We start from the raw sequence: 23,959 nt of genomic DNA, 5'->3' as shown, positions 1-23,959 counted from the left end.
GGGAATGGCGACCCGCTCGCCAGTGGTGACCGGCCGGGCGGCGACCGGAGGGGGAGTGGCGACCCGGCGGGTACCGGCGCCCCGGCGAGGAACGACACGGTCGCGGCCGTCGTGCGGCAGTGGCAGGCAGTGCGGCCCGAGCTCGATACCGCACCCATGGAGATCATCGGCCGCGTCAACCGCTGCGCCGCCCTCCTCCAGCAGGCCGAGGACGCGCCCCTGCGGCGAGCCGGCCTGAGCCGCCCCGAGTTCGACCTGCTCGGCGCGCTGCGCCGCACCGGACACGAGCTGACCCCGGGCGAACTGGCCCGCGAGACCTTCTCCTCCGGGGCAGCCGTCACCAAGCGCCTCAAGCAGCTCACCGAGCGCGGTCTGGTGGAGCGACGCGGCGACACCCGGGACCGCCGCGTCGCCCACCTCCGCCTCACGGACGCCGGACATGAACTCGTCGACGGGATCATGCCCGAGCAACTCGGCTACGAGAGCGCCGTACTGTCCGCGCTGGACGGCGGCCGGCAGGGCGAACTGGCCGATCTGCTCGGCGAGTTGCTGAGCCGGCTGGAGGGACACATGCGGTCGCTGCGGATCTGAACGCGACTTCCACGCAACCTGTCGAGGGTCACCCCTCCCCTCCCGCCCGGTACACACCGAACACCGCGCCCAACGGGTCCCGCAGCACGGCGATCCGCGGACCGTCCGGTACCGAGGTCGGCTCCATGAGCGCGGTGCCGCCTGCCCCGACGGCCGTCTGCGTGGACGCGTCCACGTCGGTCACCGCGAAGTACGGCAGCCAGTGCGGCGGCACCTCGGGCGGGAACTTCTCGTCCATCGTGATCATGCCGCCGAAGTCCGCGCCGCCGACGCCCCACTGCACGTAGCTCTCCGAGGGCCTGACGGTCCAGCCGAACACGGTGGTGTAGAAGGACTCCGCCCGGTCGGGATCACGGGTCAGCAGCTCGACCCAGCCCAGCGAGCCGGGCGCGTTGAACAGACCGGCACCGGGGAAGGCCCGAGCCTGCCACAGCTGGAACGCGGCGCCGCCCGGATCGAGGGCGACCACGAAACGGCCCACGTCGAAGATGTCCATGGGGCCGACCAGCACCTTGCCGCCGGCCTCGGTGACCAACCGTGCGCTGACATCCGCGTCGGTCACCGCGAACGACACGTCCAGGCGCACGGCTGTGCCTCCTGATACAGGGGAGTGAGCGCGGCGACGGCCGCCTCGTCGAGGTGCGCGACCGTGTAGCCGCCCGCCTCCTGTCGCGGATCCGTCTCCGCACGCCATCCGAACAGCTCCGCGTAGAACCGCTTCGCCGCCTCCAGATCACTGGTCCCCAGTTCTGCCCAGCAGGGCCCGCCGGGCACGGGCGCGTCGAGCTTCATGGCGTTCCTTCCGAAGGGAACCCCCTCCAGCACGCTAAGCCTCACCCCGGCCCACGGCATCCGGTGCCCACCACGCCCCCGGGAAACCCACCGAGCCCGGCCCCATGCCCGTACAAACCCGACACGGCCGACCGGCATCCATCCTCGAACACCCAGCTGGGGGTCGGCCGGCGGATTCGACCACTGGGCCCGGCGGCTCGGCCCGGGACGTGGACAGCCGCACCTCTCGCACCGGGTCCGGCGGCTCCGCCGCGCGACCCGGGACTGCCCGGCATTCCCGACAACCAACCCCGGGACCGACCCACGTCCCCGGATGCCCGACCCCGGCCCGTGCAGGCGGGCCCGGACGCCCGTCTCAACCCAGGCGCGCAGGCGGCCCGAATGCCCGTCCCAACGCAGGCATGCGTGGGGCCCGGATGCCCGTCCCAACCCAGGTGTGCAGGCGGCCCGGATCGGCCCCAGGCCGTGCAGGCGGCCGGAGACCCCCAACCCAACCCATGTGCGGCCTGGATACCCAACCCCAGACCGTGCCGGCCGCCCAGATCTCCCTCCCCGGTCGAAGGCAACCTCAGAGGCCCGCCCACTCGGGAGCGAACCGGTGACCTCAGATGCCCGGCCACTCCGGAGCGAACCGGTGACCTCAGATGCCCGGCCGGTACCGGATCGGATGGTCTGCCGGTACCTCCACCAGGACGATCGGTGTTCCGTCCGGATCCTTGACCCACATCTCGAGCAGGCCCCACGGCTCCTTCACCGGAGGTCGGACGATCTCGACGCCCTTCGTCCGCAACTCGTCGTGCGCCGCCGTAAGGTCCGGTACCTGAAGCCAGAGCCGGACGGCAGGATCCGGCGGGGTCTGCGACCGGCCGGAGAGTTCCAGGAAACCGCCGCCGAGGAAGTAGACGACCCCGCGCTCCGATCCCGTACCGAACTCGCGGTAGACGGCCAGGCCCAGCTGCTCGCCGTAGAAGGCTCGGGAGCGCTCGGGGTCGGTCGGGCGGAGCAGGGTCCTGCTGCTGAGTACGTGCACCATGCATCCGCAGCCTAGTAGGCCATGTCCGGCGGATCGGGACGCGGACGCGGGTCCGGCACTCTCATCCGCCGGACAGGCCCTGGGCGGGACAGGGTTACTCTCGTCGGTGTTGCCGCCGCGCCAGGGACCGGAGATCGCCCGCATGGACACCGCCGCCACCGCTGCCACCGAATTCACCTTCCGTGACGCCACCGACGCCGACGTGGACGCGCTCGTCGCACTCATCGAGTCCGCCTACCGCGGAGACTCCAGCCGGGCCGGGTGGACGACGGAGGCGGACATCCTCCAGGGCCGACGGACCGACCCCGACGGCGTGCTCGCGGTCATCAAGGGGCAGAACAGCCGCCTGCTCACCGTCGAGCGGGACGGCCGGATCATCGCCTGCTGCCAGCTCGAACACCGCGGCGACCACGCCTACTTCGGCATGTTCGCGGTCAGTCCGACGGTGCAGGGGGCCGGCCTCGGCAAGGTGGTCATGGCGCAGGCCGAGCGGCAGGCCCGCGAGGACTGGGGCGTCACCGAGATGCACATGACCGTGATCTCCGTACGCGAGGACCTGATCGCCTGGTACGAGCGACGCGGCTACCGCCGTACGGGACGCATGAGCCCCTTCCCGTACGGCGACGAGCGCTTCGGCATCCCCCAGCGCGACGACCTTCAGTTCGAGCTGTTGGTCAAGCCGCTCGCCTGAGCCGGCTGCCCGGCCCCCGGCCCCCCGGCCCTCCGGTCCCCGGAGCACGTTCACGCTCACACTCGTACTCAAGCGGTGAAGCGGCCCGTGCGCCTGATCTCCGGGTAGTCGGTGGTCGCGCCGTCCAGTTCCAGGGCGCGGACGAGCCGCAGCTGGTCCTGTGTGTTGACCACCCAGCCGATGATCCGCAGGTCCCGCTTCCGCGCCTCCTCGACGGTCTCCAGGTTGAGCCGCCGCAGGTTCAGGCAGACCGTCGCGGCTCCGGCGTCGACGGCCCGGTCCACGATGTCGAGGCCGTAGCGGCTGCCGATGAGCGCGGTGCGCACCCCGGGAACGAGTCGCGCGATCTCGGCGACGGCCTCGTCGTGGAAGGAGGACACCTCCACCCGTTCCACCAGGTCGCGCGCGTGCATCACCTCGGCCAGCGCCCGTGCCGCCTGCACGTCCTTGATCTCGGCCTGGAGCGGCACCCCCACGGCGTCCAGGACCTCCTCGAAGAACGGGACGCGCTCCCCGCGGCCGGCGTCGAGGGTGCGCAGCTCGGCGAGCGTCTGGTCGGCGATGGCCCCGGTCCCGTCGGTCGTACGGTCCACGTCGGGGTCGTGCATGACCACCAGAGCGCCGTCCTTGCTCAGGTGCAGATCGAGTTCGATGACGTCGAGACCGGCCTGCTCGGCGGCGACGAAGGATCGCAGGGTGTTCTCGGGCTCGACACCCATGACTCCGCGGTGACCGATGGTGAGGAAGTTCAAGACGGGACTCGCTTCCGTCGACGGCGAGGGTGGCGAACTCGCAGCCTAACGGCCTCGGACCGCCATGGACACGTGTAGGCGTGCGAGCCGTCCGCAAGGGGCTCGCCCCTACCCAGCCGGAGCGGAAGTAGTCGCTCCATCGATGTCCGACAGGAAAAAGTGCGGTGAAGATGCGGGCACGCAGGATAATCTCCCGAATGTCCACTTGCTGGAAGAAACCTCATATGCATACGGTGTCCTGACGCGAGGTTCTCCAGTGGAGGATGGGACATGACGGAAATTCTTGTGCAGGCAGCTACGGGGGAGCGGGTTCCTCCGGCGACCAGGGTGGTGGAGCACCCGGCGTGGCGCGTGCTCAAGGATGCCGTGGAGCGGATCCGGCCCTGGCAGTCGAAGGACGGATCGATCGACTTCGCGGCCGAGGGCGCACCCGTGCGCGCGGACGCCGAGCAGGCCGTCCGGCGCGTGATCGAGGCCGTCGAGGAGCTGTCCCCGCTGCTCCCGCACGACGCCGCCTACCACCGGGCCCTGGTCGGTGACCTGCGGACCTGGGCCGACGGCGGCTTCGAGGTGCCGGACTTCCTCGACTCGCTGCTGGCCTTCCAGCCGGCGGCCGACCGGGCGGACGGGCTCCAGCATCTGGTCGTCTTCCCGATGTACACGCAGAACGGCAACCCGGACCGCAACCTGGAGGCCGTCGTGCTGCGCATGGTCTGGCCGGAGTGGCTGGCGGAGCTGGAGCGCACTCGTTACGACAACCCGCTGTTCTGCGGCATCACCTTCGAGGACTTCACGGCCGGGTACGACACCAACTCCGCCGTCCTCTTCCCGGAGACCATCGCCGTCCGCGAGGCGCCGGAACGTTTCTCCTGGGGTGGCATCTTCTGCGACCGCGAGGCCGCCCGCTTCCGCCGGGTGACCGACGCCGCCGTCGACATCCTGGGTCTGGAGCTGCCCGAGGACATCGCCGCGATGGTCCACGACCAGAAGCGCTGCGAGGAGGCCTTCGTCCTGTGGGACATGGTCCACGACCGCACCCACAGCCACGGCGACCTGCCCTTCGACCCGTTCATGATCAAGCAGCGCCAGCCGTTCTGGATGTACGGCCTGGAGGAGCTGCGCTGCGACCTCACCGCCTTCAAGGAGGCCGTGAAGCTGGAGGCCGACGGCGTCCCGCAGGCCCGTGACGTGCAGTACGCGGTGCTCTTCGACCGCATGTTCCGCTTCCCGGTCACCGGCGAGCGCGTACGCAACTACGACGGTCTCGGCGGCCAGCTCCTCTTCGCCTACCTGCACAAGCACGGCGTCGTTCGCTGGACCGACAACACGCTGCACATCGACTGGCAGCGCGCCCCGCAGGTCACCAACCAGCTGTGCGCCGACATCGAGCAGCTCTACCGGGACGGCATCGACCGCCCCAAGCTCGTCCACTGGTTCGCCGGCTACGAGCTGGTCTCCACCTACCTCGCCCCGCACCCGGGCTCCAAGTGGGCCAAGGGCCCCGACGCCCTGGACCTGACCCAGCCGCCGCGCAAACTCGTGGACGACGTGCTTCCGGACGAGTTTCCGCTGAGCATGTTCTATGAGGCACTGTCCAAGAAGCTGAAGAACGTGATCGCCTCCACCAAGGGCATCACGGCGGACGGCGCCGAGCGGATCGCCGCGTGAGCGACCTGCGAACCGAGAACACTGCTCTGCAGGACACTGCTGAGCAGAACACTGCGCAGGAGGCGAAGACCATGGGGAACGGTGCTCTCAGCGGTGCGGTGATCGCGGTGGCCGGCGCGGGCGGACCCGCCGGCCGGGCGGCACTGCTCAGGCTCGCCCAGGCGGGCGCGACCGTCGTCGGCTCGGACAACGACCCGGAGCGGCTGGCGGAGGCCGTCGACCACGCCCGCTACGAGGCGGGCGGCGCGACGGTCACCGGCGACACGGTCGATCTGCTCGAGCTGAACTCGACCCGTGACTGGGCCACCCGCATCGAGAAGGACTTCGGCCGGGTCGACGGCCTGGTCCACCTGGTCGGCGGCTGGCGCGGCAGCGAGACCTTCACCAAGACCAGCCTCGACGACTGGGATCTCCTGGAACTGCTGCTCGTCAAGACCGTGCAGCACACCTCCCTCGCCTTCCACGAGGCGCTGCAGCGCAGCGAGCGCGGCCGGTACGTCCTGATCAGCGCCGCGGGCGCGAGCAACCCCACCGCGGGCAACGCCGCCTACGCCGCCGCGAAGGCCGCCGCCGAGGCGTGGACGCTTTCACTGGCCGACTTCTTCCGCAAGGCCGGGGGGAGCGGCGGCCCGACCTCCGCGGCTGCCATCCTGGTGGTGAAGGCACTGGTGCACGACGCGATGCGCGCCGAGCGACCCAACGCGAAGTTCGCGGGCTTCACGGACGTCAAGAACCTGGCCGAGGCCATCGTCGGAGTCTGGGAGAAGCCCGCCCCCGAAGTGAACGGACAGCGTCTGTGGCTCACCGAGAAGCCGTGAACCCCCCGAAGACCGACGCCCGTCGCCACCACGACCCGGAGGTCCGCGGTTTCGCCAGCGACAACTACGCCGGAGCCCACCCTGAGGTGATGGCCGCCCTGGCCCTGGCCAACGGCGGCCACCAGGTGGCGTACGGCGAGGACGACTACACCGAGAACCTCCAGCGGATCATCCGGAGCCACTTCGGTCCCACGGCGGAGGCGTTCCCGGTCTTCAACGGCACCGGCGCCAACGTCGTCGCGCTCCAGGCGGTCACCGACCGCTGGGGCGCGGTGATCTGCGCCGAGAGCGCCCACATCAACGTCGACGAGGGCGGCGCGCCCGAGCGCATGGGCGGCCTGAAGCTGCTCACCGTCGCGACGCCCGACGGCAAGCTGACCCCGGAGCTGATCGACCGGCAGGCCTGGGGCTGGGAGGACGAGCACCGCGCGATGCCGCAGGTCGTGTCGATCACCCAGAGCACGGAGCTCGGCACCCTCTACACGCCCGACGAGATCCGCGCGATCTGCGACCACGCCCACGCGCACGGCATGAAGGTCCACCTGGACGGCTCCCGGATAGCCAACGCGGCCGCCTCCCTGAACGTCCCGATGCGGACGTTCACCAACGCGGTCGGCGTCGACATCCTCTCCCTGGGCGGCACGAAGAACGGTGCCCTGTTCGGTGAGGCGGTCGTCGTCATCGACCAGGGCGCCGTCCGCCGCATGAAGCACCTGCGCAAGCTGTCCATGCAGCTCGCGTCCAAGATGCGCTTCGTCTCGGTGCAGTTGGAGGCCCTGCTCGCCAAGGACCTGTGGCTGCGCAACGCCCGCCACGCCAACGAGATGGCCCAGCGGCTGGCGGAGGGCGTGCGGGCCGTGCACGGCGTGGAGATCCTCCACCCGGTGCAGGCCAACGGGGTCTTCGCCCGGCTCCCGCACGACGTGAGCCTGCGCCTGCAGAAGCGGTTCCGGTTCTACTTCTGGGACGAGGCGGCGGGCGACGTCCGCTGGATGTGCGCGTTCGACACGACCGAGGAGGACGTCGACGCGTTCGTGGCGGCGGTCAAGGAGGAGATGGCGCGCTAGCGCACCAGCAAGCACTCCGATGCATAGGTATGCGGTCATACTCAAAAGTATTTGACTCTTGAGTGATCGTTTTCCTATGCTCTCCCGCCATGGAGCTGATCCAGGAGAACCCCGACCTTTCCGCGTACCTGGCCGCTGACGAGGCCATCGACCACCACCATCCGCTGGTGCGGGCCACGGCCGCACGCCTTGCGGAGGACGCGGACGACTCGTATGCCTATGCACGACTGGCGTTCGAGTTCGTCCGCGACACCATTCCCCACTCGCAGGACGCCGGCGACCCGCGCGTCACCTGGCGCGCCTCCGACGTACTGGAGCAGGGGACGGGCATCTGTTACGCCAAGGCTCACGCGCTGGCCGCCCTGCTGCGGGCCGAGGACATCCCGACCGCGCTGTGCTACCAGCGGTTCGCGCACGACGAGGGCGACGGATACGCCGTCCACGGACTCGTCGCCGTGCGCTTCAAAGGGGCCTGGCACCGCCAGGACCCGCGTGGCAACAAGCCGGGCGTGGACGCGCGGTTCTCGCTGGACGGCGAGCGACTGGCCTTCTCGCCCGACTCCGGGGCGGGCGAGCTGGACTACCCCGGTCTGTACGCGGCACCCCACCCGGCCGTCCTGAGCGCGTTGCAGGCCGCTTTGGACCGACCCTTCCTCTGGCGGACGCTCCCCACATCACTGTGAGCACCCCCGCCGCCGCCCCGGACCGTCGCTGCGGCTAATCTCCCCCGCATGCGTGACGGGGGAGAGGCCGATGCGGCCGGGAACGGCAACCTGGGCAAGGACGCTCCGCCGGGGGAGGGCGGGCCGCACGTCCAGCACACCGGTCGGCCGGGACGTCCCGACGCCCGACCGGGCGAGGACCCCACGGATCACGTCCGTCAGCCGGGTGGGCAGGGGGAAGAGCGGCCGGAGGCGGGGCCGGGTGCACTTCGGCCCGTCGGCTCGGCGGATCATGCCCGTCAGCCGGGCGAACGCCAGGAAGACCAGCCGGAGGCGGAGCCCGGTGACCGTCCGCCCGTCGGCTCGCAGGCCCTGCCGGGCGGTCGGCGGCGCCTTCTCGCCCGGTTGCGGAAGCACCGGCTGCTCACCTCCGCGGTGGCCCTCGCCCTTCTCGCGACCGCCACCGCCGTACCGATCGTCCTCCTCGGCTCCGGGGGCGACACGCCCTGCCAGAAGATCCCCTCCTCCACCCGAGCCCTGGTCAGGGACCCGGCGGCCGCGACCCGCGCCCTCGATCCGGGCGACGACCTCGCCCGTCTCGACGCCGTACGCACGCTCCTCGTGCACGAGCATCCGTGCGGCGACGGCGGCAGGGTGCTCGGCGAGGTCGTGGACGCGGCCACCCGGGCCACCGGGACCGAGAACCCGCACACCCTGGCCCAGGCCCGCAGTGCCTTCGCGGTGGCCGCCGCCCTGAACGAGGTCGAACTGCCCGACGGGATGGCCCCGGGCGTCGCCCGCATGCTCAGCCAGTACATCGTCGACCAGCACCGGTACGGCGGGTCCGACAAGGACGCCGTACGCCCCGCCGTCCCCGCGGACCTGACCGCGCCCGACGACGAGGGCTGGACGACGTACGGCCGTTTCCTCGCCCCCGAAGAGGCCCACGCCGACTTCGAGCACACCCAGCCCTACTCGGACGTCGAGGCCGACCCCGAGCGTCTGGTCGCCGAACTCGCCAAGGACCCCCAGGCGTTCGCGATCCTCTATGCCGCCGAGCGCGCCTGGCTCGCCTACTACCTGGAGCGGCTGGACGGACAGGGCCGCGACCCCGGCTACCACCCGAAGCCGAGCAGGGACGGGTTCGACACGCCCGACACCTACTGGGTCGACAGCGACCTGGAGCACATGGCCGACCGGGTCGGCGCCCTGATGAAGTACCGGGCCCGCTACGCCCGCGACGGCACCATCCCCGACGTCACGGCCTTCGACGCGACCGTCCGCCGGTACACGCGCGGCGTCTATCTCGCCCACACCACGCAGGAGACCACCCGCCCGCCGATGGCGGGCATCGCCGCGCGGTACCCCTCGGGCAGGGTGCGCGGTGACCTGATGGACGCCCGGCACCAGCTGCTCAGGGTGGTGGACTTCTGGGCGACGGCACGGAGGATCCCCAAGGCGCGGGCCGCCGCCCTGCGGCAGGTCATCGACGACCGCTATGTCCGGGCGCTCTGGCTGACGATCTGACGACGGCCCGCGTCCGGGTCAGGCGCGTCCGTCGTTCGGCGTCAGGTGTCCGTCGCCGGTCGTTCGGGGTCAAGTTCGAGGCCGGTGCAGCCCCGCCGCTTCACCTGCTCCGCGGCGAAGGCCTTCAACAGCGCCCGTTTCTTCGCCTGGTCGACTCCGGGGACGTCCTTGGAGGCGTCGAGCGCGAAGCGGGCGGCCTCGCCGGCGCAGCGGGCGCTCGCGGACAGGGACGGTCGACTGGTGTGGTTGCCGGCGACGAGACGGTTGCTCCAGTCCCCGAACCAGGCGACGAAGGTCATCCCCTTCGAGCCGTCGTCCGTGAGCTCGTCGTCGATGGTCACGTCACAACGGCCCGTCGGCGCCGCGTCGTTGAGCTGGGCGTCGAGTTTCCAGTGCGTCGGGTTCGGCAGCCCCGCGCCGGCCAGCCAGCCGCAGGCGGTGTCGCGGGCGGCGGTCAGGGGGACTGTCTTCGGGTCTTGTTCGTCCGGGTCGGCCGGGGCGACGCCCTCCGGTGCCTTCAGGGGCTCGGCGCCGCATCCCAGTCGCTTCGAGGCGGAGTTGGCGAACGCGACGGCCACCTCATAGGTGGCGGGCTGCCGCCAGGGGCCGTTGAGGCTCACCCCGGCGCGCACCAGCATCTTGCGCTGCCGACCGTCGGCGTCCTTGCCCAGGTCGGGGCAGGCAAGCAGGAACTCAAGGGTGCTGAAGCGGGCGATGAACCCGGGCAGCCCTCGCGGCATCGCCGCCTGCCGCGCGAACCCACCCCCCGGGAAGGCGAACATGAACTCGCGGTCCTGGTCGTCGCGCTCGGTGTAGGCGTGCAGGTTGAGCAGCCGCCAGTCGGCGCTGTGGTCACCCGCGACGGTGACCTCGCAGCCGTAGTCGCCGAGCGCCTTCACCCCGCCCGACTCGGTGCCCACGACCCGGGCGTCGTCGGGAACGAGGTCGCGCACGGCGCCGCCGGGGAGCATCCCGTCGCAGGCGGTACGGACCACCCACCACTCCTGGACGTACGGCTGGGCGATCCAGCCGCCCAGCCCGACCACGGCCGCAGCCGCCACCGACACCTTCATCCAGCGCCGCATCTTCGCCCCCGTAGCGCGTTCGGCGGACCACAGCCGACCCGATAGGGCCGGGACCCTATCGGCCGCCGCGGCGCGCCCGGAGCGCGGGGTCGCGAGAGCGAACCCCGACAGGCGCGCCCCGCCAGGCGGACGTCAGCGTGCCTCGGCCTCGCGGACCTGCTCCGGCGTCGGCGCCGTGCCGCCCAGGTGGGCGGGCATCCACCAGGTGTCGCTCGCGTCCTTGGGGCGGACCGGGTAGGCGCGCTGAGCGGCCTCCAGGAGCTCCTGGACGCGCTCGCGCAGCTGCCGGGTGATGGCGCCCGCGTACTTGTCGCGGGAGGCCTCGATGGCCTCGCCGACGCGGATGGTGATCGGGGTGTGGCTGCGCTTGAAGTTGCGCGGGTGGCCCTTGGTCCACAGTCGCTGCGTACCCCACAGGGCCACCGGGATCAGCGGGACGCCCGCCTCCTGGGCCATCCGGGCGGCACCCGACTTGAAGCTCTTCAGAGTGAACGACTGCGAGATCGTGGCCTCGGGGAAGACCCCGACGATCTCGCCCGAGCGCAGTGAGTCCAGCGCGTGCTGGTACGCCGTCTCCCCCTGGTTGCGGTCCACCGGGATGTGCTTCATCCCGCGCATCAGCGGGCCGGAGACCTTGTGGCGGAACACGGACTCCTTCGCCATGAAGCGAACGAGACGTTTCTGCGGGAGCGCGGCCAGGCCGTCGAAGATGAAGTCGAGGTAGCTGATGTGGTTGCTCACCAGCACGGCTCCGCCCGAGCGCGGGATGTTCTCCGACCCCTTGCAGTCGATCTTGAGGTCCCAGACCTTGAACAACGTCTGGGCGAGGCCGACGACGGGGCGGTAGACAAGCTCTGCCATGGGCGGGGCGAACCCTTCCTTCTCTTTGCCGGGGAAGGGCTCCCGACGGCAAAGTTACGCAGCCGTAGGTTTACGGCATCTCGCAGATCGTGCCCCAAGAACGGCCGGGGAGCCAGTCCTGGTGCCCGACAGCGGCGAGATCCTCGTCACTTCGACCCCCTTGATCCACCTCGGCCTTTTAAGTCGCCTTTACTCCGCTCGTACCGCGACCCGCCGTACGAGCAGGTACATCTCGCATCCGAGGCAGTACCCGAAAGCGGCATTCAGGAACGCGGCCGCCAGCGCCGCGCCGGTCGCCGCGAGGCCCAGCCACTCGGGCCCCAGGGCGAGGCCGACGAGGCCGACGCCCGCGAACACCAGTCCCACCGTCTGAGCGAACCGCGGTGGCTCCGGCGCCTCGAACTCGGTCGGCGGCCCGATCCGCGGCCGTACGGCAGTGCGGAACACCCAGCCGTACGGCGAGCGCGCCACTCCGCCCGCCGTGCCGAGCGCGAACGCCAGCGTCTGCCAGGCGAGCAGCCAGGAGCTGCCCGTGATCAGTACGACCGCGAGTACTACGGTCGTCACGGCGGCCCCGAAGCGCGGGCCTCTCGCGTCGATGTCCATGAATCAAGCATTCCGCAACGGAAGCGATTCCTGGGGTCGGGAATCTTTGCAGTCTCATGAACGCTGGAGTGCCTGATGACCGGACTGGTGGTGTGCGCGGCCGTGCTCGCGGCGGCGAGTGCCTTCGGGGTGCTGCTGCGGCGGCGGAGCGGGAGGGTTCGCGTGCGCGGGCGCGACGACGGAAAACGAATCGGAGCGGACCGGCTCGGCGGCGAACTCGGTGAACGGGCCACGCTCGTGCAGTTCTCCAGCGCCTTCTGCGCGCCCTGCCGAGCGACCCGCCGGGTCCTCGGCGAGGTGGCCGGCGTGGTCCCCGGAGTCACCCACATCGAGATCGACGCCGAGGCGCACCTGGACCTCGTCCGTGAACTCGACATCCTCAAGACGCCGACCGTCCTGGTCCTCGACGCCGACGGCCGCGTCGTGCGGCGCGCCACCGGCCAGCCCCGCAAGGCGGACGTCATCGCGGCCTTGGGAGAGGCGGTGTGACCCGCCCGAGCCGGACGGTGAGGCATCTCCCAGATGTCGGAACGTACTTGACTGTGCGCGCCACCCATCGTCAGCCTGGCCGTATGCCTGAGGAACTCCTTCTCCATGGACGGGTCCACGTCGACCTGGTCCGTACCGCGAGTGCGCGCTGTCCGGCCTGTTGAGCAGCCACAGCCAAACTCGCCATTCCCCGCAGAAGGACAACTCGATGACGGCCACGCCCGACCTCGGCGCCCCTCGACTCGCCTCTCCCGATCTCCTGCGCTCCGTCTTCCGGCGGCACGCGGCCGGAGTCGCCGTGATCACCGCCTCCGGTGAGAGCGGTCCGGTCGGCTTCACCGCCACCTCCCTCAGCTCCGTCTCCGCCGAGCCCCCGCTGCTCTCCTTCGGCATCGGCGCCGGCGCCTCCAGCTGGCCCGCGATGTCCCGGGCCGAGCACGTGGGCGTCCACGTACTCGGCGAGCACCAGCAGGCGCTGGCCGCCACCTTCGCCAGGAGCGGTGCCGACCGTTTCGGCGCGCCGACCGTGTGGCGCGAGGGCCCGGAGGGTGTCCCCGTCCTGGACGACGTGCTCGCGTGGCTGGTGTGCCGTGTCGTCGCGCGCATACCGGCGGGGGACCATCGCATCGTGCTGGCCGAGGTCGTCCTGGGTGACCCCGAGGGCGTGGGCCGTCCGTTGCTCTACCACCAGGGGCGGTTCACCTCTCTGCGGGATTGATCACTGCCCCGCTCTGCTGCGAACCCGTCCGACTCCGATTACGCTGCGTTGCAAAGGTCACAGTTCAAAGCGCTTGCTTAGCGGGAACGAACTGGGTGTACTGACGAGTAATATTCCGGTCGGGGCGCGGGCCGCCCCGACCGGGATCGGCCGCTTGTGGCGCCTATGCTGCCTGGAAGAAGGCAGCCGAGAACTGACGATGCAGTAGGAGAGCCGGCGTGAGCTTGAGGATCGTTGTCACTGTGAAGTTTGTGCCCGACGCCACTGGCGACCGGCACTTCGCCGATGACCTGACCGTCGACCGGGACGACGTGGACGGTCTGCTCTCCGAGCTCGACGAATACGCCGTCGAGCAGGCGCTGCAGATCTCCGAGAACTCCGACGACGACGTGGAGGTCACCGTCCTGACGGTGGGCCCCGAGGACGCCAAGGACGCGCTGCGCAAGGCCCTGTCGATGGGTGCCGACAAGGCGATCCACGTCGAGGACGACGACCTGCACGGCACCGACGCCATCGGCACCTCCCTGGTGCTCGCCAAGGCCATCGAGAAGGCCGGCTACGACCTGGTGGTCTCCGGCATGGCCTCCACCGACGGCACCGCCGGCATCGTCCCGGCCCTGCTGGCCGAGCGCCTGGGTGTCCCGCAGGTCACCCTGCTCTCCGAGGTCTTGGTCGAGGACGGCACCGTCAAGGGCCGCCGTGACGGCGACGCCGCCTCCGAGCTGCTCGAGGCCTCCCTGCCGGCCGTCGTGTCGGTCACCGACCAGTCGGGTGAGGCGCGCTACCCGTCCTTCAAGGGCATCATGGCGGCCAAGAAGAAGCCGGTTGAGTCCTGGGACCTCTCGGACCTGGACCTGGAGGCCGAGGAAGTCGGCCTGGAGGGCGCCTGGACCGCGGTCGAGTCCGCGACCGAGCGTCCGGCCCGCACCGCGGGCACGATCGTCAAGGACGAGGGCGAGGGCGGCAAGCAGCTCGCCGAGTTCCTCGCGGGCCAGAAGTTCATCTAAAGGCCCCTCGCCGACCGCCCCTCAACTTCGTTTCGCAGGAGAGCAAATCCCATGGCTGAAGTCCTCGTCTACGTCGACCACGTGGACGGCGCCGTCCGCAAGCCCACCCTGGAGCTGCTGACGCTGGCCCGCCGTATCGGCGAGCCGGTCGCCGTCGCCCTCGGCGCCGGTGCCGAGAACACCGCTGCCGCGCTGGCCGAGCACGGCGCCGTGAAGGTCCTCACGCACGACGCGTCCGAGTACGCCGACTACCTGGTCGTACCGAAGGTCGACGCCCTGCAGGCCGCCGTCGAGGCCGTCTCCCCGGCCGCGGTGCTGGTCCCGTCCTCCGCCGAGGGCAAGGAGATCGCCGCCCGTCTGGCGCTGCGCATCGGCTCCGGCATCATCACCGACGCCGTCGACCTCGAGGCCGGCGACGAGGGCCCGGTGGCCACCCAGTCGGTGTTCGCCGCGTCCTTCACCACCAAGTCCCGTGTCTCCAAGGGCACCCCGGTCATCACCGTCAAGCCCAACAGCGCCGCCGTGGAGGCCGCCCCGGCCGCCGGCGCGGTCGAGGCCCTCGCCGTCTCCTTCTCCGCCCAGGCCACCGGCACCAAGGTCACCGGCCGCACGGCCCGTGAGTCGACCGGCCGTCCGGAGCTGACCGAGGCCGCGATCGTGGTCTCCGGTGGCCGTGGCGTCAACGGCGCGGAGAACTTCGCGATCATCGAGGCCCTCGCCGACTCCCTCGGCGCGGCCGTCGGCGCCTCCCGCGCCGCGGTGGACGCAGGCTGGTACCCGCACACCAACCAGGTCGGCCAGACCGGCAAGTCCGTCTCGCCGCAGCTGTACATCGCCAACGGCATCTCCGGCGCGATCCAGCACCGCGCCGGCATGCAGACCTCGAAGACCATCGTGGCCGTCAACAAGGACGCCGAGGCCCCGATCTTCGACCTGGTCGACTACGGCGTCGTCGGCGACCTCTTCGACGTCGTCCCGCAGCTCACCGAGGAGATCAACACCCGCAAGGGCTGATCACCCGGCAGTCGCGCGACTGCACGAGGCCCCTGTGACCGCGCCGGTCACGGGGGCCTCGGCTCATCCCAGGCTCAAAGAGGCCTGCACCGGCAGATGGTCGCTCGGGTACTGGCCGTCCACGGTGAAGGTGTCGGTCCACTCCCGGTGGACCGACACACCCGGCGTGGCCAGGATCCAGTCGATGCGGTCCCCGCCCGGCGTGAGCGCCTTGTACCCGTGGAACGTCGCGTACGCCCCGCCACGCGCGCGTGCCGCGTCCCAGGTGTCGACCAGACCGGCGCCCAGCAGCGTGTCGTAGACCGGATTCACGTGGGCGATGGCGTTGAAGTCACCGGTCAGCAGTAGCGGCAGGGAGCGGTCGAACCGGGCGATCCGCGCGGCGATCAGGTCGGCGGAGCGCACGCGCGCGTACTGGCTGGCGTTGTCGAGATGGGTGTTGAGGACGTGGAACTCCCGCCCCTGCGCCCGCAGATCACGGAAGCGGACCCAGGTGACCATGCGGGGGTGGGCCCCGCCCCAGGTGTTGGAGCCGCGCACCTCGGGCGTGGCGGAGAGCCAGAAGTGCCCGTACTCGGCCGGGGCCAGCCGACGCCTGTCGTAGAAGACGGCCATCGACTCCTCGTCGCCGCCTCGGCTCGTGCCGATCCAGTCGTAGTGCGATCCGAGGCCGGCCTCGATGTCCCGCAACTGCGGCGGCTGGCCCTCCTGGGTGCCGATGACGTGCGGGGCCGCCCGGCGCAGCAGCGCGCGCATCACCGGACGGCGGACCGCCCAGCTGTTGGGTTCCTCGGTGGACGCGTAGCGGAGGTTGAACGTCATGACCTCCAGCGGGGGCACGGGCGCGGACCGCAGCGGCCTCGGCGATTCGCTCTCGTGCCGGGCCGCGGAGGCCCCTGCCGTGCCGAGCAGGGGCAGGGCGGCCATGGCGGCCACCACTGTTCTCAGTCCCACCCGCCGGGTCGGCCCACCGCTGCCCGTCATGTGTCCCCCCTCGTCTCGTGAGCAAGGATGAAGGGGTGAACCGTTGTGCGGAAGAGGGCGTAGGTGCGGTGGTGAACGCGAGGGGGCCATGGGTGGACAGGGTGTTGACCTGCCGGAAGCTCCCCGGATAACTTCGTTCTACGGATTGTTTATTCCGTAAAGCGGAAATCTGGAGGGTGTGGAATGGGTCAGGGCCAGCAGGAGACGGTGGCGACGAGCCTCGCGGGCGCCGTCAGCGAGGAGATCAGCGCCTCCCTCGCCCCGATCGACGCCGAACTCGACCGCTGCTACCCCGGAGACCCTGGAACCCGCCAGCCCGTCCACACCGTCTACGTCCCCGGCGACGCCTTCGACGCCGGCACGATCCGTTCCTGGGGCGACCAGGCCCTCGCCGCCCTCGACGAGCACGCCCCCGACGCCGCCTCCTTCGCCGCCTGTCTCGGCCTGTCCGACGAACTCGCCGAGCCCGTGTACGCGCGCGTGCGGGCCAAACTGGAGCGCGAGCCCATCGAGGACCTGCGCGTCGACTTCGAGGACGGCTACGGCCCCCGCCCGGACGCCGAGGAGGACGAGACGGCCGCCCGGGCGGCCCGCCTGATCGCCGAGGCGTACGCGAAGGGCACCGCGGCCCCCTACATGGGCATCCGGATGAAATGCATGGAGGCCGCCGTACGCGACCGGGGCATCCGCACCCTCGACGTCTTCCTCACGGGTCTGACGGAGGCCGGCGGCCTGCCCGACGGTCTGGTTCTCACCCTTCCGAAGGTGACGTACCCCGAACAGGTCACCGCCATGGTCCGGCTCCTGGAGGCCTTCGAGAAGGCGCGCGGGCTCGAACCCGGGCGGCTCGGCTTCGAGATCCAGATCGAGACCAGCCAGTCCATCCTCGCCACCGACGGCACCGCGACGGTCGCCCGCATGATCCAGGCGGCCGAGGGCCGCGCCACCGGCCTGCACTACGGCACCTTCGACTACAGCGCCTGCCTCGGCGTGTCCGCCGCCTACCAGGCCAGCGACCACCCGGCCGCCGACCACGCCAAGGCGGTCATGCAGGTCGCGGCGGCCGGCACCGGCGTACGCGTCTCGGACGGCTCCACGAACGTGCTGCCGGTCGGCCCGACCGAGAAGGTCCACGATGCCTGGCGCCTGCACTACGGCCTCACCCGCCGAGCCCTCTCCCGCGCCTACTACCAGGGCTGGGACATGCACCCCGGCCACATCCCCACCCGCTACGCGGCCGTCTTCGCCTTCTACCGCGAGGGCTTCGCCCAGGCCGCCGAGCGGCTGTCCCGGTACGCCAACCGGGCCGGCGGCGACGTGATGGACGAGCCCGCGACCGCCAAGGCCCTCAGCGGCTACCTGCTGCGCGGCCTCGACTGCGGCGCCCTCGACCTCGCCGAGGTGACCGGCGCGACCGGACTGACCCGGACGGCCCTGGAGGGCTTCGCGGCCCCGCGCCGGGGCGATCTGACGGCCTCCGCGCACTGACGCGCGAGGGCCGGTGGCCGGTCGGGGCGCTGACCCCGACCGGCCACCGGCCCTCAGGAGCGACTACCGCGCGGGAAAGGTGTACGGGGTCGTGATGATCTCCATCCCGTGCCCTGACGGGTCCATGAAGTACAGGCCCCGGCCACCGTGGTGATGGTTGATCTCACCCGGCTGCTTGCCGTGCGGATCCGCGAAGTACGTGATCCCCGCCTGCCTGATCCGGGCAAAGGCCGCGTCGAACTCCTCGTCGGAGACGAGGAACGCGTAGTGCTGCATGACAATGGACTCCGGCGGGATCGCGGCGAAGTCCAGGGTGACCTTGTTGCTCGTCTCGACCGGGACGAACGGGCCCCACTCGGCCCCGACTTCGAGTCCCAGGATGCGGGCGAGGAACTCTGCGGACTCCCGGTTGTCACGGGAGTGGACGATGGTGTGGTTCAGCTCGACTGACATGTGTGGAATGCCTCCGTAAGGCAAACTCACGGGCACCTCCATGCCTCACCCGGTCGGTGACCGACACGCGATGCCGTCCGAACACCCTAACGGACGTGCAGGTGCTCCAGCCCGGAAGCGATCACCAGCTTCTCCTCCGCGAACAGCCGGGTACCCCGCTCGCACAGCCCCGCGTCGGCCCGGACCCGGGCGCAGAACTCCTCCGGTGTCACCCCGAACAGCCGCCGCAACGCCGGTGATCCCGCGAGGAGTTCGGTGATCAGGGCACGCTGCCCGGGATGGCCGCGCGGAACGCCGGCGCCGTTGTGCAGCACGCCATGGTGGTTCACGTACGCGAATGCGTCGAGGAGCGCCTCACCGTTCTCCAGCTCGATCCGGAACCCCGGCGCGGGCAGCAGCACCCGGTCGTAGTTCGGCTCCGTCGCGTCGACCATGGCGAGTTGTTCCGCGTCCAGCCAGATGACGAACAACTCCCGTGTGACGCCAGGGGCGTTGACGGGGGACGCGGACACGTATCCGAGCCGGCTGACGTGCGCCGAGACGCCCACGTCGAGTCCCGTCACGCGAGCCCTCACCATCGGGACGGGCGAGGTGATCCCGAACTCGGCCATCTTGTGGCGCAGTTGGGCCGGGCTGGCGTTGGAGCCGACGGCCACCACGGGCGTCCGCCCGGGGTGCGTGAGCCGGTCCAGCGGCAGCAACCTGTCCCCGTCGAGCAGCCCGGACTCGGCCGGCCGGGCGCCGGGGTAGCTCAGCGGGTGGTCGCGCGGGGCGTCGGCCAGGCCCAGGGCCTCCAGCGTGCGGTGCTCGTCGCGGGCGTCCACGGAAGCCTCAGTCCGCCGGCGGCAGCTCGCCCGAGCCGCGGGCGACGAGCCGGGTCGGCAGTTCGATGCGTTCGGGAACGATCAAGGTGCCGTCCAACTGCCGGAACAGCCGTTCGGCGGCGGTGCGGCCGAGAGTGGCCGCGTCCTGGGCGATCACCGTGACCCCCGGCTGGAGCAGGTCGGCGAGCTCCAGGTCGTCGAAGGCCACCAGGGCGACCCGGCGGGTCAGCTCGGCGAGCACCCGGATCACCGTGACCGTCACCCGGTTGTTGCCCGAGAAGATCGCCGTGACCGGCACGGGCCCGGCCAGCATCTCCTCGGCCGCCCGGCGCACCCGAAGGGGATCGGTGGCGCCCAGGGACATCCAGGCGTCCTCGACGGGTATGCCGGCGTCCTCCATCGCCGCGCGGTAGCCCCGCAGCCGCTCCCCGGCGGTGTGGATGCGCGGCATGTCGCCGATGAAGCCGATCCGGCGGTGCCCGTGCGCCACCAGATGGGCCACGCCCTCGCGGGCGCCGCCGAAGTTGTCCGACAGGACGCAGTCGGCGTCGATCCGGCCGGCCGGCCGGTCGACGAAGACCGTGGCGACCCCCGCCTTGATCTCGGGCTCCAGATACCGGTGGTCGTCACCGGCCGGGATCACCACCAGGCCGTCCACCCGACGCGCGCACAGCGCCAGCGCCAGCTCCTGCTCACGGTCGGGGTCCTCGGCGCTGGAGCCGTTGATGAGCAGTGCCCCGTGAGCGCGGGCGACCTCCTCCACCGCGCGGCTGAGGGGCCCGTAGAACGGGTCGGCGAGGTCCTCCAGGACCAGGCCGATGCTGGCCGTGCGTCCCTTGCGCAACACCCGGGCGCTGTCGTTGCGGCGGAAGCCCAGTGCGTCGATGGCCTCCTGGACCCGCCGTTCCGTCTCGGGCGTGACCCCGGGCTCGCCGTTCACCACGCGCGAGACCGTCTTGAGGCCGACTCCGGCGCGAGCGGCGACGTCCTTCATGGTGGGACGGTTGCCGTAGCGGCTCTCGGGCCGGCGCTGCGTCTCGGGCACGATGCTGGGTCCTGTCCTGTCGTCCGCGGGAGATCGGCCCCGCACGCCGTCAGCGCAATGTTGCGTACGGGGTGCGCGGGTCCCAGGGGTTGTATGAGGATGTGGCGTCGAGCATAGAGCCTGGACAACGTTGTCAGATGCGGGAGACACTGTCCACCGCAATCTCCGGCCCGCGTCCCCCAACCGCTGGACCGGCCAGCCCTTTTCCATGGTGGACCGGGAGAAACCAGACTGATGCACACCGACCTCGTGGCCGCGCTCGACATAGGCGGCACCAAGATCGCCGGAGCGCTGGTGGACGGCGACGGCACGATCCTGGCCCGCGCGCAGCGGCCCACGCCCGCACAGGAGAACGGCGACACCGTGATGCGGGCCGTCGAGGCGGTACTCGCGGAGTTGACCGGGTCGCCGCTGTGGGGGCGCGTAAACGCCGTCGGCATCGGCAGCGCGGGCCCGGTGGACGCCTGCGCGGGCACGGTCAGCCCGGTGAACGTGCCCGGCTGGCGGGACTATCCGCTGGTCGACCGGGTCCGGGCGGCAACCGGGGACCTCCCGGTCGAGCTGATCGGCGACGGCGTGGCGATCACGGCGGCCGAACACTGGCAGGGCGCCGCCCGCGGCCACGACAACGCGCTGTGCATGGTGGTCTCCACCGGCGTCGGCGGCGGCCTGGTCCTGGGCGGCCGGCTGCACCCCGGTCCCACCGGCAACGCGGGGCACATCGGCCACATCAGCGTCGACCTCGACGGCGACGCGTGTCCGTGCGGTGCGCGCGGCTGCGTGGAGCGCATCGCCAGCGGCCCCAACATCGCCCGCCGGGCCCTGAAGAACGGCTGGCTGCCCGGCCCCGACGGCGCCACGTCCGCGGCCGCGGTGGCCGCCGCCGCCCGTGCGGGCGACCCGGTCGCCGTGGCCTCCTTCGAACGGGCCGCCCAGGCCCTGGCCGCCGGCATCGCGGCCACCGCGACCCTCGTCGAGATCGACATCGCGGTGGTCGGCGGGGGCGTGGGCAAGGCGGGCGAGGTGCTCTTCGCCCCCCTGCGCCGGGCCCTGCGCGACTACGCGACCCTCTCCTTCGTCCAGCGCCTGACGGTGACGCCCGCACAGATGGGCACGGACGCGGGGCTGGTGGGGGCGGCGGCAGCCGCGCTGGCGAGGAGAGCGGCGACGGGGGTCTGACGGAGCGCAGCAGGAACGTTCCGGCCCGAAGGGATTCCGAGGGGCTCGGCTTGTCGACGTCGGGCTGGTGCCGGCGCCCGGTGCCCGCCGGGGAACGGGGCACGAGGTCTCGCCGTTCACCCCGCCGGCACCCGTTCCCGCAGCCGGCAGCCACCGGTGCGCACCGGCCTCAGCCGACGCCCAGCCGCGCCGCTGCGAGGGCGTCCCAGCCGCTCCCGGCGGGGATGCCCTCGCGGGCCTGAAGCCAGGCGGTGGGGACGGTGCTCGTGCCGGTGCGGGCCGCTACCACGCCTCCCGCGATGGCGCAGGTCGTGTCACGGTCGCCCCACCCGCCCACGGTCTGCCACAGGGCCTCGGGCAGGTCGTTCATGTGCCCCGCAGCGGACCAGAGGGCGAACGGCACCGTGTCCGGAGCCGAGATCAGCGTCCCCGAGCCCAGCACGGACGCCGCGTGGCGCACCGACGTACGCTCGGGCAGGTTCGCCGCCACCAGCACTCCGGAGCGGACGTCGCTGTCCGGCACCTGCGCGGCGACTTCTCGCAAGAAGGCCGCGCGCACAGGGGCGTCCGGGCCCTCGCAGCCGGCAGCCAGCGCCGCGGCGACCGCCACGGCCACCGCGCCCGCGACCGCCTCCGGGTGGGCGTGGGTGGCCAGCGCGGAGAGCGTGGCCTGCTCACGGACCGCGGCCAGGTCGTCCCGGAACCAGGCCCCCAGCGGGGCGACCCGCATCGCCGCGCCGTTGCCGTAGGAACCCTGTCCGCCGAACTGCCCCGTCGTCACCGCCCGCCAGTCCTCGCCCTCGGCGATGCGCCGCAGCACGCCGTGCATGGACGGGCCGTACTTGCGGCCCGGGTCGCGGCCGTACTCGGCGGCGAACTCCCGCGCAAGGCCGTCCGGACGGACCTCCCCGTGCGCCGTCAGGTGGGCGAACAGGACGAACGCCATCGCTGAGTCGTCCGTCCACAGCCAGGGCGCCGGACGCGGCTCCCGGGCCGCCCACAGCGCCTCGGCGGGTTCGTCGGAGCGGGTGAACCAACTGTCACCGAAGGCGTCACCCGTGACGAGCCCGTCCAGACTGGCGTGGGCGTGGTGCGGACCGCTCATGGCAAGGCTCCTCGGAAACGTCGGCGACCACGGCATTCTCACCGCGGGAGGGTGCGGCGCGCGAGTGGATTGCCGGGTGATGCGTGACCCCGCGCCCGTCCGCGCAGTTGATCGACGCATGAAGAAGCGCAGCATGCTCGCCATCGCCTCCCTCGCCACCGGCTTCGTCGTCGCGGCGATCACCCCCTCGCAGGGCCTGGGCGATGAGGATCTCGGCGGACTGAACGTGGGCGACACCCTCAGCACGTTCGATCACACCATCGCCGGCGGCAGCCTGGCCGCCGACGACAACGCCCTCGGGCAGAACGACTGACGGACCAGGTACGAGGCCGTGGCGCCGGACCCCACCGCGAGGGGTACCGGCGCCACGGCGTTCGTGCGCCCTCAACGGGAACTGGTTTCCGTGGCAGGGTGGAGCGGGCAAGCCACAGGGGGCCAACAGAAGAGGGGGAACCGTGACCGTCGTCTGGATCAACGGCGCGTTCGGTGCGGGGAAGACAACCACCGCACGGGAATTGATCGACCTGATCCCGAACAGCACGCTCTTCGACCCCGAGGTCATCGGCGGGGCACTCCCGCACCTGCTACCGCCCAAACGACTCGCCGAGGTCGGCGACTTCCAGGACCTGCCGATCTGGCGACGGCTCGTGATCGACACGGCGGCCGCGCTGCTCGCCGAGCTGGGCGGCACCCTCGTCGTCCCCATGACCCTGCTGCGCCAGGAGTACCGGGACGAGATCTTCGGCGGCCTCGCCGCCCGCCGGATCGCGGTCCGGCATGTCCTCCTCGCTCCGGCGGAAACGATCCTGCGCGAGCGAATAGCCAACCGGGAGGTCCCTTGCGACCTCCCGGACGGCGAGATACGGATCCGGCAGTGGTCGTACGATCACATCGAGCCGTACCACGCCGCCCTCGCCTCCTGGCTCACCGCCGACGCCCACCCCGTGGACAACGGCGCCCTCACCCCGCACGAGACGGCCGCCCGGATCGCCGAGGCCGTCGCCGCCGGCGCCGTGTCCGCGTGCGACATCGTGCAGACCCCCGAGCCCACCGCCGAGACGGTGGCCGCCGGCGTGCTCCTCTTCGACGAGCAGGACCGGGTGCTGCTCGTCGACCCGACGTACAAGCCCGGCTGGGAGTTCCCGGGCGGGGTGGTGGAGCCGGGCGAGGCGCCCGCGCGCGCGGGCGTGCGCGAGGTCGAGGAGGAGACCGGGATCCGGCTGGCGGACGTACCACGGCTGCTGGTCGTCGACTGGGAACGGCCGGAGCCTCCCCGCTACGGCGGGCTGCGCCTCCTCTTCGACGGCGGCCGGCTCGACCCGGCGGCCGTGGCGGGGCTGCTGCTGCCCGGCCCCGAACTGCGGGCCTGGCGCTTCGTCACCGAGGAGGAGGCGGCCGACCTGCTGCCGCCGGTCCGCTACGAGCGACTGCGCTGGGCGCTGCGGGCCCGCGAGCAGGGGGCCGCGCTCTACCTGGAGGCGGGCATCCCCACGGGTTAGC

25 protein-coding genes and 1 pseudogene are annotated in these 23,959 nt (G+C 71.5%); 15 read left to right on the top strand and 11 right to left on the bottom strand.

Annotated elements, in window-relative coordinates; all coding sequences use genetic code 11:
- Window positions 1-111 precede the first annotated feature (111 nt).
- A complete protein-coding gene (locus OG289_RS05590; RefSeq protein ID WP_327320595.1) occupies window positions 112-591 on the top strand; it encodes a MarR family winged helix-turn-helix transcriptional regulator in 480 nt (159 codons plus the stop codon).
- Between the two features lie 28 nt (window positions 592-619).
- Here the strand turns inward: OG289_RS05590 and OG289_RS05585 are convergent.
- Window positions 620-1,383: pseudogene (locus tag OG289_RS05585) on the bottom strand (VOC family protein).
- Between the two features lie 640 nt (window positions 1,384-2,023).
- Window positions 2,024-2,416, bottom strand: coding sequence for a VOC family protein (locus tag OG289_RS05580; RefSeq protein WP_327312879.1), 393 nt, complete (start codon window positions 2,414-2,416; stop codon window positions 2,024-2,026).
- Window positions 2,417-2,558: 142 nt separating this feature from the next.
- Here OG289_RS05580 and OG289_RS05575 point away from each other — a divergent pair, with 142 nt between their 5' ends.
- Window positions 2,559-3,107 carry a GNAT family N-acetyltransferase gene (locus tag OG289_RS05575; RefSeq protein ID WP_327312878.1) on the top strand — a complete coding sequence of 183 codons (549 nt, stop codon included), beginning with the start codon at window positions 2,559-2,561 and terminating at the stop codon, window positions 3,105-3,107.
- A gap of 68 nt (window positions 3,108-3,175) precedes the next feature.
- Here the strand turns inward: OG289_RS05575 and OG289_RS05570 are convergent, their stop codons facing one another.
- On the bottom strand, window positions 3,176-3,859 hold the full coding sequence (locus OG289_RS05570) for a glycerophosphodiester phosphodiesterase (protein ID WP_327312877.1): 684 nt from the start codon (window positions 3,857-3,859) through the stop codon (window positions 3,176-3,178).
- 270 nt (window positions 3,860-4,129) lie between these two features.
- Between OG289_RS05570 and OG289_RS05565 the strand changes: the two genes are divergently transcribed.
- The 5 genes from OG289_RS05565 (at window position 4,130) to OG289_RS05545 (ending at window position 9,601) form a co-directional block, all read left to right on the top strand.
- Complete coding sequence (locus OG289_RS05565; RefSeq protein WP_327312876.1) at window positions 4,130-5,527, top strand: DUF6421 family protein; 1,398 nt, start codon at window positions 4,130-4,132, stop codon at window positions 5,525-5,527.
- 71 nt (window positions 5,528-5,598) lie between these two features.
- Window positions 5,599-6,345 (top strand): SDR family NAD(P)-dependent oxidoreductase, encoded by a 747-nt coding sequence (locus OG289_RS05560; RefSeq protein ID WP_327312875.1) that lies wholly within the window; start codon window positions 5,599-5,601, stop codon window positions 6,343-6,345.
- Window positions 6,342-7,412 carry a threonine aldolase family protein gene (locus OG289_RS05555; protein ID WP_327312874.1) on the top strand — a complete coding sequence of 357 codons (1,071 nt, stop codon included), beginning with the start codon at window positions 6,342-6,344 and terminating at the stop codon, window positions 7,410-7,412. Before OG289_RS05560 ends, OG289_RS05555 begins: the two co-directional genes overlap by 4 nt.
- Window positions 7,413-7,501: 89 nt before the next feature.
- Window positions 7,502-8,095 carry a transglutaminase domain-containing protein gene (locus tag OG289_RS05550; protein ID WP_327312873.1) on the top strand — a complete coding sequence of 198 codons (594 nt, stop codon included), beginning with the start codon at window positions 7,502-7,504 and terminating at the stop codon, window positions 8,093-8,095.
- Window positions 8,096-8,143: 48 nt separating this feature from the next.
- On the top strand, window positions 8,144-9,601 hold the full coding sequence (locus OG289_RS05545; protein WP_327312872.1) for a hypothetical protein: 1,458 nt from the start codon (window positions 8,144-8,146) through the stop codon (window positions 9,599-9,601).
- A 41-nt stretch (window positions 9,602-9,642) separates the two neighbouring features.
- Here OG289_RS05545 and OG289_RS05540 read toward each other — a convergent pair whose 3' ends face one another.
- The 3 genes from OG289_RS05540 to OG289_RS05530 form a co-directional block, all read right to left on the bottom strand.
- Window positions 9,643-10,686, bottom strand: coding sequence for a hypothetical protein (locus OG289_RS05540; protein ID WP_327312871.1), 1,044 nt, complete (start codon window positions 10,684-10,686; stop codon window positions 9,643-9,645).
- A 132-nt stretch (window positions 10,687-10,818) separates the two neighbouring features.
- Window positions 10,819-11,547: a lysophospholipid acyltransferase family protein gene (locus OG289_RS05535; RefSeq protein ID WP_327312870.1), complete on the bottom strand. Its 729-nt coding sequence runs from the start codon at window positions 11,545-11,547 to the stop codon at window positions 10,819-10,821.
- A 189-nt stretch (window positions 11,548-11,736) separates the two neighbouring features.
- Window positions 11,737-12,153, bottom strand: coding sequence for a DUF4395 domain-containing protein (locus tag OG289_RS05530; RefSeq protein ID WP_327312869.1), 417 nt, complete (start codon window positions 12,151-12,153; stop codon window positions 11,737-11,739).
- A 75-nt stretch (window positions 12,154-12,228) separates the two neighbouring features.
- Here OG289_RS05530 and OG289_RS05525 point away from each other — a divergent pair, with 75 nt between their 5' ends.
- From OG289_RS05525 to OG289_RS05510, 4 genes are all read left to right on the top strand, one after another.
- Entirely contained in the window at window positions 12,229-12,642 is a 414-nt protein-coding gene (locus tag OG289_RS05525; RefSeq protein ID WP_327312868.1) for a thioredoxin family protein, read from the top strand.
- Window positions 12,643-12,850: 208 nt separating this feature from the next.
- Complete coding sequence (locus OG289_RS05520) at window positions 12,851-13,360, top strand: flavin reductase family protein (protein WP_327312867.1); 510 nt, start codon at window positions 12,851-12,853, stop codon at window positions 13,358-13,360.
- 218 nt (window positions 13,361-13,578) lie between these two features.
- Entirely contained in the window at window positions 13,579-14,367 is a 789-nt protein-coding gene (locus tag OG289_RS05515) for an electron transfer flavoprotein subunit beta/FixA family protein (RefSeq protein WP_327312866.1), read from the top strand.
- 51 nt (window positions 14,368-14,418) lie between these two features.
- A complete protein-coding gene (locus OG289_RS05510; protein ID WP_327312865.1) occupies window positions 14,419-15,381 on the top strand; it encodes an electron transfer flavoprotein subunit alpha/FixB family protein in 963 nt (320 codons plus the stop codon).
- 63 nt (window positions 15,382-15,444) lie between these two features.
- Here the strand turns inward: OG289_RS05510 and OG289_RS05505 are convergent, their stop codons facing one another.
- A complete protein-coding gene (locus OG289_RS05505; protein WP_327312864.1) occupies window positions 15,445-16,365 on the bottom strand; it encodes an endonuclease/exonuclease/phosphatase family protein in 921 nt (306 codons plus the stop codon).
- 183 nt (window positions 16,366-16,548) lie between these two features.
- Between OG289_RS05505 and OG289_RS05500 the strand changes: the two genes are divergently transcribed.
- Window positions 16,549-17,853: a DUF6986 family protein gene (locus OG289_RS05500; protein ID WP_327312863.1), complete on the top strand. Its 1,305-nt coding sequence runs from the start codon at window positions 16,549-16,551 to the stop codon at window positions 17,851-17,853.
- Between the two features lie 63 nt (window positions 17,854-17,916).
- On the opposite strand, the gene OG289_RS05495 is transcribed toward OG289_RS05500, so the two are convergent.
- The 3 genes from OG289_RS05495 to OG289_RS05485 form a co-directional block, all read right to left on the bottom strand.
- Window positions 17,917-18,306 carry a VOC family protein gene (locus OG289_RS05495; protein WP_327312862.1) on the bottom strand — a complete coding sequence of 130 codons (390 nt, stop codon included), beginning with the start codon at window positions 18,304-18,306 and terminating at the stop codon, window positions 17,917-17,919.
- Window positions 18,307-18,392: 86 nt separating this feature from the next.
- Window positions 18,393-19,130 carry a hypothetical protein gene (locus OG289_RS05490; RefSeq protein WP_327312861.1) on the bottom strand — a complete coding sequence of 246 codons (738 nt, stop codon included), beginning with the start codon at window positions 19,128-19,130 and terminating at the stop codon, window positions 18,393-18,395.
- Window positions 19,131-19,137: 7 nt separating this feature from the next.
- On the bottom strand, window positions 19,138-20,175 hold the full coding sequence (locus OG289_RS05485) for a LacI family DNA-binding transcriptional regulator (RefSeq protein ID WP_327312860.1): 1,038 nt from the start codon (window positions 20,173-20,175) through the stop codon (window positions 19,138-19,140).
- A 234-nt stretch (window positions 20,176-20,409) separates the two neighbouring features.
- On the opposite strand from OG289_RS05485, the gene OG289_RS05480 reads away from it, so the two are divergent.
- The gene (locus tag OG289_RS05480; RefSeq protein ID WP_327312859.1) at window positions 20,410-21,354 is read left to right on the top strand and encodes an ROK family protein; all 945 of its coding nucleotides are present in this window, start codon (window positions 20,410-20,412) and stop codon (window positions 21,352-21,354) included.
- Between the two features lie 169 nt (window positions 21,355-21,523).
- On the opposite strand, the gene OG289_RS05475 is transcribed toward OG289_RS05480, so the two are convergent.
- Entirely contained in the window at window positions 21,524-22,459 is a 936-nt protein-coding gene (locus OG289_RS05475) for an ADP-ribosylglycohydrolase family protein (RefSeq protein ID WP_327312858.1), read from the bottom strand.
- 118 nt (window positions 22,460-22,577) lie between these two features.
- Between OG289_RS05475 and OG289_RS05470 the strand changes: the two genes are divergently transcribed.
- Both OG289_RS05470 and OG289_RS05465 read left to right on the top strand, forming a co-directional pair.
- On the top strand, window positions 22,578-22,772 hold the full coding sequence (locus OG289_RS05470; protein ID WP_327312857.1) for a hypothetical protein: 195 nt from the start codon (window positions 22,578-22,580) through the stop codon (window positions 22,770-22,772).
- A 142-nt stretch (window positions 22,773-22,914) separates the two neighbouring features.
- Window positions 22,915-23,958 carry an NUDIX hydrolase gene (locus tag OG289_RS05465; protein WP_327312856.1) on the top strand — a complete coding sequence of 348 codons (1,044 nt, stop codon included), beginning with the start codon at window positions 22,915-22,917 and terminating at the stop codon, window positions 23,956-23,958.
- Window position 23,959 lies beyond the last annotated feature (1 nt).

Source organism: Streptomyces sp. NBC_01235, assembly GCF_035989285.1.
Taxonomy (GTDB): Bacteria; Actinomycetota; Actinomycetes; order Streptomycetales; family Streptomycetaceae; genus Streptomyces.
Note: the sequence above shows the minus strand (reverse complement) of the source record. Positions and strands in the feature narration are given on the sequence as shown.